At 42.7% G+C, this 13,377-nt stretch carries 12 protein-coding genes; 6 read left to right on the plus strand and 6 right to left on the minus strand.

Translation table 11 applies throughout. The features are described from left to right. Nucleotides 1-27 precede the first annotated feature (27 nt). The 6 genes from PBT90_RS00420 to hemW form a co-directional block, all read right to left on the minus strand. Complete coding sequence (locus tag PBT90_RS00420) at nt 28-2,022, minus strand: peptidylprolyl isomerase (RefSeq protein WP_264808386.1); 1,995 nt, start codon at nt 2,020-2,022, stop codon at nt 28-30. 87 nt (nt 2,023-2,109) lie between these two features. Next, a complete protein-coding gene (locus tag PBT90_RS00425; protein ID WP_264808387.1) occupies nt 2,110-2,523 on the minus strand; it encodes an ATP-binding protein in 414 nt (137 codons plus the stop codon). A 1-nt stretch (nt 2,524) separates the two neighbouring features. Then, nucleotides 2,525-2,857, minus strand: a complete 333-nt coding sequence (locus PBT90_RS00430) for an STAS domain-containing protein (RefSeq protein WP_264808388.1) — start codon at nt 2,855-2,857, stop codon at nt 2,525-2,527. 3 nt (nt 2,858-2,860) lie between these two features. Further along, the gene (locus tag PBT90_RS00435; RefSeq protein ID WP_264808389.1) at nt 2,861-4,951 is read right to left on the minus strand and encodes a SpoIIE family protein phosphatase; all 2,091 of its coding nucleotides are present in this window, start codon (nt 4,949-4,951) and stop codon (nt 2,861-2,863) included. Between the two features lie 115 nt (nt 4,952-5,066). Next, on the minus strand, nt 5,067-5,378 hold the full coding sequence (locus PBT90_RS00440) for a DUF721 domain-containing protein (protein ID WP_264808390.1): 312 nt from the start codon (nt 5,376-5,378) through the stop codon (nt 5,067-5,069). A gap of 12 nt (nt 5,379-5,390) precedes the next feature. Beyond that, nucleotides 5,391-6,512 carry a radical SAM family heme chaperone HemW gene (gene hemW, locus PBT90_RS00445; RefSeq protein WP_264808391.1) on the minus strand — a complete coding sequence of 374 codons (1,122 nt, stop codon included), beginning with the start codon at nt 6,510-6,512 and terminating at the stop codon, nt 5,391-5,393. 46 nt (nt 6,513-6,558) lie between these two features. On the opposite strand from hemW, the gene PBT90_RS00450 reads away from it, so the two are divergent. From PBT90_RS00450 to porL, 6 genes are all read left to right on the plus strand, one after another. Beyond that, entirely contained in the window at nt 6,559-8,256 is a 1,698-nt protein-coding gene (locus tag PBT90_RS00450; protein WP_264808392.1) for a BamA/TamA family outer membrane protein, read from the plus strand. 2 nt (nt 8,257-8,258) lie between these two features. Continuing rightward, the gene (locus PBT90_RS00455) at nt 8,259-9,377 is read left to right on the plus strand and encodes a DUF4271 domain-containing protein (RefSeq protein ID WP_264808393.1); all 1,119 of its coding nucleotides are present in this window, start codon (nt 8,259-8,261) and stop codon (nt 9,375-9,377) included. Nucleotides 9,378-9,415: 38 nt separating this feature from the next. Beyond that, entirely contained in the window at nt 9,416-10,189 is a 774-nt protein-coding gene (locus tag PBT90_RS00460; RefSeq protein ID WP_264808394.1) for a uroporphyrinogen-III synthase, read from the plus strand. A gap of 76 nt (nt 10,190-10,265) precedes the next feature. Further along, complete coding sequence (locus PBT90_RS00465; protein WP_270131046.1) at nt 10,266-11,246, plus strand: PorP/SprF family type IX secretion system membrane protein; 981 nt, start codon at nt 10,266-10,268, stop codon at nt 11,244-11,246. 168 nt (nt 11,247-11,414) lie between these two features. Beyond that, nucleotides 11,415-12,509, plus strand: a complete 1,095-nt coding sequence (gene porK / locus PBT90_RS00470) for a T9SS ring complex lipoprotein PorK/GldK (protein ID WP_264808396.1) — start codon at nt 11,415-11,417, stop codon at nt 12,507-12,509. 54 nt (nt 12,510-12,563) lie between these two features. Then, nucleotides 12,564-13,370: a type IX secretion system motor protein PorL/GldL gene (gene porL, locus PBT90_RS00475; protein ID WP_406568152.1), complete on the plus strand. Its 807-nt coding sequence runs from the start codon at nt 12,564-12,566 to the stop codon at nt 13,368-13,370. Nucleotides 13,371-13,377: the final 7 nt, after the last annotated feature.

A 13,377-nucleotide genomic window follows, 5' to 3' on the forward strand; every position in this document is an offset into this window, starting at 1 on the left:
GGTGAGGTATTACTGATAGTTTGTCAATTATTGGTTCAAAGCTACGAAAGTCTCTTCTTTAGCTTTGGGGTTGATGTTAATCGGGTATTTCTTTTTTAACCGGTCGATAAGTGCTTCATTCAGGTATTCCTGATAGTCGCGGATCACCATTCCCCGGGACTCTTCGAATTTACGTGGGCCGGCAGGTACTTGGTCACCGAGCAGTACGAGGTGCAGGTGTCCATTTGCCTCTATTTCTTGCAAGTTTTTGTTCAGGTCTGCCTGGGCCAGGACGGGATGTGTTTGGTATTCGATCAGTCCGTGTTCTTCTTGATAGGCGGAAGGATTAGAGGAAATGACATCTGAATCAAAGGAGCTAATCAGCCCATCGGAAAGGGATTTGCCCTGCAGTGCGTTTTTGGCAGTTTCCAGCTGCTTCAAATCCAGTACTTTCACGATCAAAGCATTCACTCTGTCTTTCCACTGGTAGTTTTCAATGTGATCCTGGTAATATTTTAGTTGTCCGATGGAGTCGTTCAGACCTTTTTGCCATACTTGGTCATTCATCAGCGAAAAGAGCAAGATTCCATCTCTGTACTCTTTCAGTAGCATTCGGTATTCCTTATTATTGGCAGCTAGATCTGCCTCTTCCACTTCATTCAGTACATCTGCGGCAAATCTTTCATACCATGCGCTGAAGATGCCATGCTGGGTATTCATGATCAGCTCTTTTTCGGCTATGAAATTTGCTAGATCGCTAGTAGAATAAGGTTTTCCTTGAAGTGTGAATAAATTGGAGGATTCTCCCGCCTTCAATTCTTCCAAAAGCTGGTTTTGGGTGATGTCGTTAAGCTTACTTTCGAGGTCTTGAACTACTGCTTCATTTTCTTCAAATCCATACCTGGACTTTTGAATAGCCATCACTTGGGATTGGATCATCGTGGAGCGGGAGTCTCTCAGAATACGTGACCGAATGCTTTCCTCCATGGATTCAAAGCTATCTAGGGGTTTTTTAGACTCTAGCCTTAGAATGTGGTAGCCATAGCGGGTCTGGATAGGAGGAGATACTTCGCCGATTTCGGTAAGGGAAAATGCAGCCATTTCAAACTCGGGAATCATAGATCCTACGCTGAACCAGGGCAGCATTCCACCTTTTTGGCTGGTAGAAGGATCCTCTGAATAGGTCTTTACGATATCTTCCCAGATGGTGCTTTCTTTTTGTATTTCTGTGTAGATGTCAGCTACTTTCCTTTTGGCCTGATCTTCTCCATTAGGTAGATCCTCGTTGATTCTGACGAGAATGTGGGATACTCTTACTTGGCCGGGATTGGGCTGGCGATCTTGGACTTTGATGATGTGGTAGCCAAAGTCGGTCAGCACAGGGTCGGAAACTTGTCCCGGCTGAAGGCTGAAGGCTGCGTCTTCAAATGGCTGTACCATTTGCAAGGCCGTGAAATATCCTAAATCTCCTTTATTAGCCTGAGCAGACGGATCTTCGGAATATTCTAGTGCGAGTTCATTGATATCGGCTCCGTTATTGATTTCTTCTTTAAGTTTCAAAGCCATTCGGAGTACCGTGACACTATCGTCTTTGCTGGCGTTGGGAGGAAATTTCAATAAGATATGGCTAGCGTGGATTACCTCCTGCATTCTGGCGTATGCTTTTCTTAGCTCACCTTCTTCCAGGGAGTTACGGATCAGAAATGGTGACTTGAGATTTTCCTGAAAGGATTCAAACTCTCTTTTAAACTCCGGAGTCTGATCCAAACCCAAAGATTCCGCCTCTTTGACTTTTAGCTTATAGTTGATGAAAAGGTCCAGGTTCTCATCAAACTCCTCTCTGGACATACCAGCAGTACCGGAGTCAGAATTGTTTCCCTTGCTGATCAGATAGATCAGTTCGTCCTTATCTATGGGTTCATCGCCTATGGTGAGCAGCGGCATGTCCTGATTTGGGCTTTGCCAAAAAGCCTCAGCAGCCAAGGGTGATGAGATTCCCAGAAGAAAGAGTATTATAAATGCCGAAACGGTTCGGTTTGTCATGTAATGAATGCCAGAATTTGAATGCAATTTTACAAATTTATTAGGAATTCAAGTCAAAAGCCCCGAATACTAAGCATTTAACAAGAATTAGGATCGAAACCACTTGATCAGCCGGCAGGTGTTGATGCCCTTGCTGGATTCAAACTCTATTTCGTCCATGATCTTCTTTACCAAAATGATGCCTAAACCTCCTTTTCGCTTGGAGCCTTTTACGTGATTTAAGTCCGGGACTTCATAATCCAGCATATTGAAGGCCTGTCCACGATCCTTGATCTCCACGATGAGTTTGCCTGCAAGCTTTTTTACTTTCAATTCGATTTGATCCTGACCGTTACATTGATGGGAATGGATGATTAAGTTGGCACACACTTCCTCTACAGCCAAGGTGATCTGATGCTGATCCATGTCTGAGAGATGCAGGGAGGCGAAGGTTTTTTGTAGAAAAGCCCTTAGCTCCGATAGTGCATTGGTCTGGCAATATATGTTCAACTGATAATCCATCTCAGTCACTTAGTGCGCTTTTTTTATCCTGGTAAAGGTTCATCAATTGATCCAAGCCTAAAATATTGAATACTTCCAATACCCGTTCAGACAGCGCGTAGATTTTCAGGTCAATTTCTTTCTCCTGAAAATCTTCCAGATAGGACATAAATACGCCAAGGCCTGCTGAAGAAATATACTCTAAACCCTTTGCATCGACTAAGATGGATTTGCTGCCGGACTCTACCAGATTGGTAATGGCCTCGTCCAGCATCACGGAGTTGCTGGCATCCACCTCACCTTGGAGGGTTAAGATATCATGCCCGTTTTCATGTACAGTATTAATGGTCAGCATTTCTTAGCTTTTGTTAATGTTTTCAGTTACAGGGTTGGTAAATCTGACTACCATCAGGGAATAATCGTCATCGATAAGCCCATCACCTTCTACAAAAGTATGCAGGGAGTCAATGATTATTTCCCGGATTTCATGGGGTGTCCGCTCGTGATAAACTTCCAGCAAAGTTCTAATTCTCTCAAAACCAAACTGCTGGGATTTCTTGTTTTTTGCTTCTACTATTCCATCGGTAAACAGGACCAGTACATCCCCGGTCAAATAGGTAAATGTCTTTTCCTCAACGTGTTTCTCGTACTGCTTGTTTCTTAAAATTCCCAGGCCAAGCCCGTCTACGCTTAAATACTCTGCGATGTTCCGGTTTTTTTGATACATCAGCGTAGGCATGTGTCCTGCTCTGGAGTGTGTGATGGACTGTTCCTGGGTATTGATCAGTAAGATGGAAGCGGTGATGAAGTGGTTTCTTTCCAGGCATTTACTCAAGGCGGAATTTGCCCTGATCATAAACTCCTGCATGGAAAGGTTGAGTTGAATCAAGCTTTGAAAAATACCCTTCATCTGGGACATATGGAATGCCGCCGAGGTTCCTTTGCCAGAGACATCTCCTATGATGAGTACAAACCTGTGCTGGTCCAGTTGAAAAGTATCATAGTAATCTCCACCCACTTCATCCGCAGCATGAGAATACGCACAGATTTCAAAATGCTCATTATGATCCAGCTTGTCCGGAAGTAAGGATTTTTGGACGCGCTGGGCAATTTTTAACTCTTCCTGATATCTCTCGTTTTGGATCGCCTGGTTTAGCAGTCTGTGGTTTTCTACAGCGATACAGGCTTGTCTGCCGAATGTGGAGATGATATTCACCATTTCCTTATTGAATCCATCGGATACCTCTTTGCAAAGCACCATCCTGCCGATGGCGGCTTTGTTGATAATCAGGGGGACCAGCAGGGCCGATTGAAACTTGGGATGTGCTATCCGTACCGCAAGGGGATTGAGATTGTCAGGCTTGCTATCAGTAGCCCATTCTTGGGCACTTTTCTGTTTTTGGATCAGTTCAGATACCTCGGCTCTGGTTTGCTCATCTATGAATCTTTCCTGAAAAAAACCATCCGGATACTCTTCGGTATTCATTTGTAGCCATGCTGCGTCTGCATAGGCCGCACTCATGCAGGAATCCATCAGGATATCCAGCACCTGCTCCTCGTTTTCTTCAGGCTGTATGGACTGGCTGAGCCTTTGGAAATTAATCGCCTCAGTCAGCTTTTGCTCAAAAACAGAAGAGGTGGGGAGATTAAAAAGCGTTACTAAAAAGCTGAAAAGAGCATAAACCAGAATGAACCAAAACAAAGCCAGCAGAAAAAGATTGCTGGTTAGATTGACAGGATATCTCTCTTCGGAAGAAAAAAAGTAAGTCTCATAGAAAAGAAAACCTGCGCAAAAGATAATGATGCTGAGAAATAGCAGGGACTTCCATTTTTCCTTAAAAGTCAAGTAAGGAATCCACTTCAGATTACCTGAAAGAATGACCGCAAGTATCCCCAAGAATACAAATCCAAAGATGTAACTGTACCCTATTTGTCCCCGGTCAAAGAAAACAAGTAAGATTGCACCCAGCATGGCAAACTCAAATGCCTGCCATTGCTTCATCACCCGCTTGGTTTTCTGATACAGAATCAAATGACGCCAAAGCAAGGAGGTGGAAATCAGAAATATAGTAATCAACCCAAAATTGATGTGATAGAAAAAATTCATCAAAAATGGCTCTGTGGCCAGCTTGCTATCACCTAATGCCATGTAGAACAATCCAATAAATAAGGATACCGCTAGCGCAAATAGACCTGTGGAGGCACCGCGCCAGATAAGGTTCAGAAAGTCACTCTGGGAACTGGTAGATATGGAGTATTTATAAAAGAAATAAACTGTGAGGAAAAATAATGACTCTAAAATCCAGGTGAATTCCACCGCTATACCAGAGTCCATTTCATTCAAGATTCCAAATAGCCTCACCAAATCCACAAACAATAAGGCAAGCCAAACCAGAATGGCTAACAGCAAGCTGAGTTTACCTATATGAATTGGTGGTCGTTTGATCATGAATGTGCTACCACAATATTACTCAATAGGATGGAAAAAATTGACTCATCCGTCTTTCTCTACCTAGGCTACTTGTTAAAAAGTGTAAAAACCAGCTAAGCTGTAATACTAAGAATCAGGTGCAAATCAAGTCCTCGATCACTCCTACGCCATATTTCTCATCGATCATCGCCAGTACTTTGCTCTTATTCATCATCAATTCTTTTTTGATCGGACCCGAGCTGAGTTTCACAAAAAGTTTTTTGTCCCGAACAAATACGGAGCTGGTCCTGTCAGCAATAGTCTTACCGACCAGTTCTGGCCAGTCATGTACCAATGACTTTTCTCTGAATTTCCCCTCCAGGCGATAGGCTTTCAATAGATCATTGAAAGCTGATTCTAAGGGAGCTGCTTCTTTTTTTCTGCTGAAATAGGAGTCTCTGGCCATGGGGTTTGGTGTTCAGATGAAAAGCGCAGACGAAATACTATCTGCTAGTAATTTACCGGATTTGCTCAAAGATAGGTGATTCTCTTTCCAAATCAGCCAACCCTCCTCCTGCATCTGCGCAAGAATACGTTCTTTGTCCTGGGCTAAATCCACCTGGTACTTTTCTTTTATTTCATCCAAATCTATTCCCCAAATGGTTCTTAAACCTGTCAGAATATATTCGTTGAGATTTTCTTCTGCTGAAAGCTGCTCTTTTTCAAACGGAACTTGCTCCTTTTCCAGGGATTTGAGGTAAAGTGCATTATTGGAGGGGTTTGCTCCTCTGTCTTTTCCGTCGAAGGAATGTGCGCTGGGACCCACACCCAAAAAAGGCACCGCTTTCCAGTAATTCATATTGTGCAATGCAAACTCACCAGGCTTTCCAAAATTAGATACTTCATATTGGATATATCCTGCGGAGGCTGTCATTTCTTGAAGGAGTTCAAATTGCTCGGCTACAAAATCCTCATCGGCCGGAATGAACTTGCCTTTTTCTGTCCAGTTTCCCAGTGCCGTTTTGGGCTCCACGGTTAATGCATAGCTGGAGATATGTCCCGGGTTTTGGTTGATCGCCATTGTCAGATCTCTTTTCCAAAGGGCGTGATCTGCATGTGGGAACCCATAAATGAGATCCAGACTGAATTTTTCGAAGCCTACTTTTCGGGCATTCTCTATAGCCAATCTGGACTCCTCGGCAGAATGAGCGCGGTTGTAGAATTTTAATACTTTTTCCTCAAAACTTTGAATCCCCAGGCTAAGGCGATCTATACCCAGTGATTTCCATGAGTGTAGGTTTTCCTTGGACAGGTCATCTGGATTTGCCTCTAGGGTCACCTCTTCCCAAGCTGAGCCAAAGGTATCCGAAATTGTGTCAAGGATTTGCTCCAGCTCCTGCGCTTCTAGAAGTGATGGCGTACCGCCTCCAAAGTATACTGTCTCAATGCTGAGATCACTGAGGTATGCTTTGCGCAAGTTGAGTTCCTTGCAGATCATTTGCACCATGTGGGCTTTTCTATCCAGATTGGTACTGAAGTGGAAATCACAATAGTGACATGCCTGCCTGCAAAAAGGGATGTGTATATATATGCCTGCCACGTTGATTTCTGTTAATTTGCGAATATAATCAATCCCGCACTGCACTTTGAAATTATCCGTTTTGGTATGCTTATTTTACTTTTTTTGGGCTGGCCCAAAGGCATTTTCCCAAACAGGATTTTGGCTGAAGATGGAGGATGGGCGATCGGTCTCTTCCTGGCAAAGTTTCCCTTCTGCCATACAGGCTTTGGCTAAGGTAGACTCTACCTTGAGCGGATTACAAGCTTCAGGTTTTTTGGAAGCTTACGCTACCGAAGAATATTTGGCCCAGGATTCTTTGCTGGTGGTTCTTGAGCTTGGAAATGAATACCTGTGGGAGGATTTGCGTACAGATCAGGTTCCTCTAGCACTTAGGAATAAGGTAGCACCGGTGACCTCCAGCTATGCAGATGCGGAGCGCTGGATGAAAGGGGTGATCCGAAATGCAGAAAATTCGGGTTTCCCTTTTGCGCAGCTCAAAATAGACAGTCTTGCCCGTGAGGGAAATAGGCTCTCAGGCACTATTGTCTACGATTCTGGGCCGATTATTCTATGGGACAGTCTGGCGGTGGAGGGCAATACCAGTACCAAAATTAACTATTTACAGCAGCTGACAGGAATTAAGGCAGGGGAGCCTTTTTCCCAGAATCAACTAGAGGTGGCCGAGCAAATTCTCCGGAGATCTCCGTATTTCAGGCTAGTGGCGCCGGCAGCTCTTTCGTTTCAGATCAAAAAAGCTAAACCCACATTTACGCTTAGCGATAGAAACACCAATGTCTTCGATGGGGTTATCGGCTTTTTGCCCAATGAAAACGAACCTGGGAAAATGCTCATCACTGGGCAGCTCGACCTGCAGCTTTATCACTTGGGTGGCCGGGGCCGGGATATTTCTGTGAACTGGCAACGCTTGAATGTGCAGTCGCAAAGTTTGGAATTAGCTGCCAAAGAATCATTTGTGTTTAACAGCCCGCTGGATGTGATGCTGGAGTTTAGTTTGCTCAAGCAGGATAGTACTTTTTTAAATCGATACTTGGGCTTGGACTTTGGATACCATGCAGGTGAGCGGAGTTATTTACGGTTTTTTACCAAAAGGCAGTCCGGCGATTTATTGAGTAGCTCTGGGATGGACACGGTGAGTGTACTGCCAGATGTGGCAGACTTCAGGTGGAATCAATATGGGCTGGGCTGGGAGTGGGATGCTTTGGATTTTCCATATTTTCCCCGGAGGGGTACTAAGATTAATGTTCAAGTCTCTATAGGCAATAAAAAAATACTGGAAAACACGGGCATTCCCTCTGATGTATATGGGGGATTAGACCTGAATACCCCCCAGTATGCAGGCTGGGCATCGGTGGAGACGCACGTGTTTGTCAGTCAGAACTGGGGGATGTGGTTTCGCGGGAGTGGTGGACTGATAGAAAATGAAAACCTACTTTTGAACGATTTGTATAGAATAGGAGGGCTCAAATCCATACGCGGATTCAATGAGAAGTTCTTTTTTGCAAGATCCTATGCTTATGTCAATGCAGAACAGCGGCTTTTTTTTGGGGAAAATTCATATCTATTGGCATTTGCTGATTTTGGCATCTTGGAAAACCCTTTCTTTGTATCAGCTATAGACAGGCCGGTCTCCTTTGGTGCAGGAATCAATCTGGACACCGGATCGGGAGTTTTTAGCTTTATTTATGGTGTAGGTAAATCCAATTTGCAAACTTTGCAGTTCTCCCATTCTAAGATTCATTTTGGCTATTTAGCCCGTTTTTGAGCATGAAAAAACAGTACATTCAAATTTTCATTTTTCTGATCGGATTGTTATCCATTCCAAGATTGAATGCTCAGGTACTTGAAGATTACAATCAGGACTGGGAGGAAGGAGAGCGCGAAACTTGGTTTAGCTCCAATGACCGTCTGGTGGTGGATTTGAACCTGGAGACTTTTCCTTTGGCTTCATTTTCATTTGAGTTTCCGGATCACTCTGTGGTTTTTGTAGGAGAAAAGCTTTGGTTTTTCACCGAGAATGACACCGCATTTACCCAGGAAGTAGGAGCTTTTAAGGAGAATTTTGAGGGTAAGGAGGCTAAGCTCATGGTATTCAAAGAGGGGATTTCCGTAGAAGATGCAAAAGTCCAAAAAATCCTATCGAAACAGTCAGCTTTAAAGGGAGATCAAACTGCAGGATTGGCTATTCACAAGAGAGCTTTGGATAGACAGACCATCCGGGATTTTTATATAGTAGCATTATTAATTTCACTATTGATTATTGCTATTTATAAATGGGCTTACCCATATAATTTCTCCATTTTAGCTAAGCCTTCTTCTATGTTAAATGCAGAAGATTTTTCTGAAAGTGGAGGCCTACAGAAGTTTTTCTCATTAGATATTCTGTTTTATGTCTTCGTAGTTAATATGCTATTGTGTTTGGTTTTGCTCACAGGGCTGGTGTTTTTCCGGCAGGAGTGGGTGAGTACCCGTATAGATTTGAGTTTTGGGGCACTGCTGACTATGTGGGGTTTCGGTACTTTATTCCTATTGCTGCTTGCGATGCTGAAGTTCACCGGGATCAAAATATTGGCATTCCTGTTTGATCTAGGCAAAATCGAGTTTCCACATTTCTTTTATTTGCTGAGGCTGATGATGATTTCTATATTGATCATGTCAGTTGTTTCTATGTTTTTTTTAATGAACGAATTTTATTTGGTAAAACCTGTCTTAGAACTCTCATTTACAGGGTTGTTTTGGTTCTATATGGCAGGGATTTTTGGCTTGTTTTTAATTATGGTGAATAGACTGGGCTTTAAGAAATACCATTTATTTACTTACCTTTGCATCGCAGAATTAGTGCCTTTTTTAATCTTGGCTAAGTTGATGCTGGATTTTGGGTATTAATTTATCTGCAAATCACCAACAAGGAATAACAATAAAGCATGAGCGCAGTTACCAAAGACAGGTTTAGACCAGTAAAAAGTATTCTCGTATCACAACCTGCCCCTAGCGGAGCCAATTCACCATACGTACAATTAGCCGAAAAGTATAACTTGAAGATTGACTTTAGGCAGTTTATCAGGGTGGAGCCAGTTCCGTCAAAGGAATTCAGGAAGCAGAAAATAGATATTCTAAAGCATACCGCGGTGATCTTCACCAGTAGAAATGCCATAGATCATTTCTTTGCTATCTGTAAAGATTTCAAAATCGAGATGCCTGCTGATATGAAGTATTTCTGTATTTCTGATCAGACAGCCCATTACCTTCAGAAGTATATTGTGATCCGAAAGCGCAAATTATTCGTAGGTCATCGAACAGCTCAGGATTTATTTGATTACTTTAAGAAGCATAAATCTGAGAAATACCTTTTCCCTTGTTCAGATATCCGAAAGGATGACATTCCGGACTATATGGATAAAAATGGGATTTCCTTTACCGAGGCGATCATCTATCATACCTTGGCGGCAGATTTATCGGATCTAGCAGATGTGAAGTATGATATTTTGGCTTTTTTCAGTCCATCAGGGATCAAGTCATTGAAGGTCAACTTTCCGGAGTTTACTCAGGGGAACACTAGAATAGCTGCATTTGGTCCGACCACAGCCCAGGCTGTAAGAGATCTAGATTTGATTTTGGACATTGAAGCTCCGATGCCAAATGCCCCAAGTATGACCGGCGCACTGGAGCTCTACATAAAAAAAGTCAATAGTTTGTAAAACTTAGAATCCAATTTTGTGGTTTTTCAGTTTAAATTCATACAATAGTTAAAGCATTGGACGAAAACACTACAAAATGATTCAAAGAAGCCCCGGGAAAAGTTTACTGAAATATTCATTTCTCCTGCTCTTCTTTATGGGGGTAGGCTCGGTTTATGCCCAGCAGGATCCTCAGTTCACGCAGTACATGTATAACCGCATGTATTTCAATCCTGCTTTTGCAGGCAAAGGAGGTGGATTTGAGTTTTCGGCGCTTCATAGATCCCAGTGGGCAGGCTACTCCACCACTTCCGGTTCGGGAGGTGCTCCCACTACGCAGCTTTTGACAGCTCAAGGAGCACTGGAAAGTAAAGGAATAGGATATGGGCTGACCATAGTGAATGATAATATAGGTGCTTCGAATAACTTGGAGGTCAATTTACAAGGGGCTTATCATCGTAGAGTCAATAGAGCTACGTTGAGTATTGGAGCTTATCTGGGAATGTATTCCAGTTCCCTTGACTATGGCGAGCTAGTGGTAGTAAATCCAGAGCCTAACCTTCCTGATGCAGGAAAAGAAAGTCAACTAAATTTCAATGCGGGATTGGGACTAGTGTGGGAAGCGCCAAAGTATTACATAGGCTTGAGCAGCAGGCATATCAATCAACCGAGTTTTGATTTTGGTGATGGATCGTATGCCAATACATTGGAAAATCACACTTATCTCATGGCGGGATACAGGTTTAGACCTGTAGGTGCCTTGACTATTGAGCCCAGTTTTCTCTTAAAATCAGTGTCTTTCAATAATTTTTCTTACGAATTGAGCGTTATTGCTACGCATCAAAATAAAATTAGTGGAGGATTGGGATTTCGGGGAGAAGAATCGGTATCGCTGCTGGTCGGTTACAGCCTCTTGAGAGATAATTCCCTAAAATTAGGTTATGCATTTGATTTAGTCTTCAGTGGAGTGGAAGCCAAAGAGCCCACAAGTCATGAACTCTTGCTTCGTTATACCCTTCCTAGTGTGACTCGGGAGATTCAAAGGGTAATCCAGCGAACTCCTAGATTTAGATTTTGATGTTAACTTAGAAAAGCTAGATTTGAGGCAAAATTGAAATTATCTCAAAATTATCATTGTCCTTTATTTGGCAGGTTATTTGCATTATTGTGCCAAATTCAGCTAAATTTCGACCTTTGAGGATAATTTACAGCTCGTAATTATTTGATGAACGAAAAAACGTCATTTATGTATAAAAAAATTAACTTTCGCTTATTGCCCATAACCCTAGGTTTGGCAATAGCAACAATTTTACCTGGTTGTAGTCTTTTTGGGAAAAAAGGAACAGCTAGTGAAAAATTGAATAGACGAGGAGAAGTGACGGGCGTTCCGAAGCGGTCAAACTGGCAACAAAACCTTCCATATGATATGGTTCCTGTGAAAGCAGGTACATTCTGGATGGGGCAGGCTGATGAAGATATCGCTTACACTCAGTCATCATTGAATAAGCAGATTACTATTTCTGAATTTTTCATGGACAAATATGAAGTGTCCAATAACAAATACAGGCAATTTTTGGAGTCTGTAAAAAGCGGAACCTACGAAAACGGTACCTCCACTACCTTAAAAGATCCACCTCAGTTGAACTATGATGAGTTGAAACCAGATACTACAGTTTGGTCTACTAGCTTTTCCTATCACTATGGAGATCCTTTGATGGAGTTTTACTTTGACCACCCTGCATTTGACAACTATCCCGTGGTTGGTGTCTCTTGGGATCAGGCAAAGAAATACTGTGAGTGGAGAACCTACTACATGAATGCAAATGACGATAGTGATTTTGACGGACCAAGTTTCCGACTGCCGTCCGAAGCTGAATGGGAGTATGCTGCCAAAGGAGGAAAAGACATTGCTAAATATCCTTGGGGAGGCCCATACCTGAAAAACAAGAGAGGTTGCTTAATGGCTAACTTCAAACCAGGTAGAGGTAACTATATCGACGATGGTTTTGCTTACACTGCACCAGTGGATGTATTTGCCCCGAATGGATTTGGACTTTACAATATGTCTGGAAATGTGGCCGAATGGGTATTGGATGCTTATGCTACCACGGCCTCTTCCATCACTTGGGATTTAGATCCGGTATATGATGATCCGAATGAGCCAAGAAAAGTAGTAAGAGGCGGTAGCTGGAAAGATATTGCCCATTACCTAGAAACCAGTACTAGGGCTTATGAATATGAGGATGTAGCTCAGGCGCACATTGGATTCAGAACTACCATGACCTTCATCGGTAGATCCGGTTCTATGGATGTGAAGAGCTCAAACAGAAGAAGACGATAACTCATCTTATAAAACAATCAAAACTACCTAACAACTTTATCATTAATTTATCTCATGGCTAGTAACAGCAACTCGTTCTCAGCAAAATTTTATTCCAGCATAATGCCAAAAATCTATGGTATTGGTGCTGCTGTGGTTATTCTCGGTGCTATGTTTAAAATCTTAGATTGGCCATTTGCCAATTGGATGATTGGTATCGGTCTAAGTACAGAGGCTTTGATATTTTTCTTATCAGCTTTCGAGCCTAAGGCCGATGAGGTAGATTGGACTAAAGTATACCCTGAGCTTGCTGGAGATGCTCCAGCAGCACCAAGAGCACAAAGAGTTGCAGCCGGGGGTGGAGATCAGGTATCTCAAAAGCTTGACGAAATGCTGGCTAAAGCAAAGGTAGGTCCTGAATTAATCGAAAGCCTGGGTAAAGGAATGCAAAACCTTGCTACTTCTGCTCAGAAAATGGGTAACCTTTCGGACGCTGCAGTGGCTACTAATGAATATGCAACCAGCGTAAAGACAGCCGCTAAGACCTTGGTAGATATGAATGCTTCTTACAGTAAAACTGCTGCAGCATTGACAGAAATGTCTTCTGCTTCTCAGGATGCAAAGGCATACCATAACCAAGTCGTAACGGTTACTAAGAATCTTTCGGCTTTGAATTCTGTATATGAAATGGAGCTTCAGGATGCCAATAGCCACGTGAAAACTTTGAATAAATTCTATTCTAATATGACTGCCGCTATGGAAGGCCTAACAGAGGCAGGCAAAGAAACCCAAGCTTTCAAAAACGAATTATCCAAATTGAATCAGAACGTCAGTTCATTGAATAAAATCTATGGTGGAATGCTATCCGCTATGAAAGGTTAATTTCTCT

It is taken from the genome of Algoriphagus sp. TR-M9 (assembly GCF_027594545.1).
Taxonomy (GTDB): Bacteria; Bacteroidota; Bacteroidia; order Cytophagales; family Cyclobacteriaceae; genus Algoriphagus; species Algoriphagus halophytocola.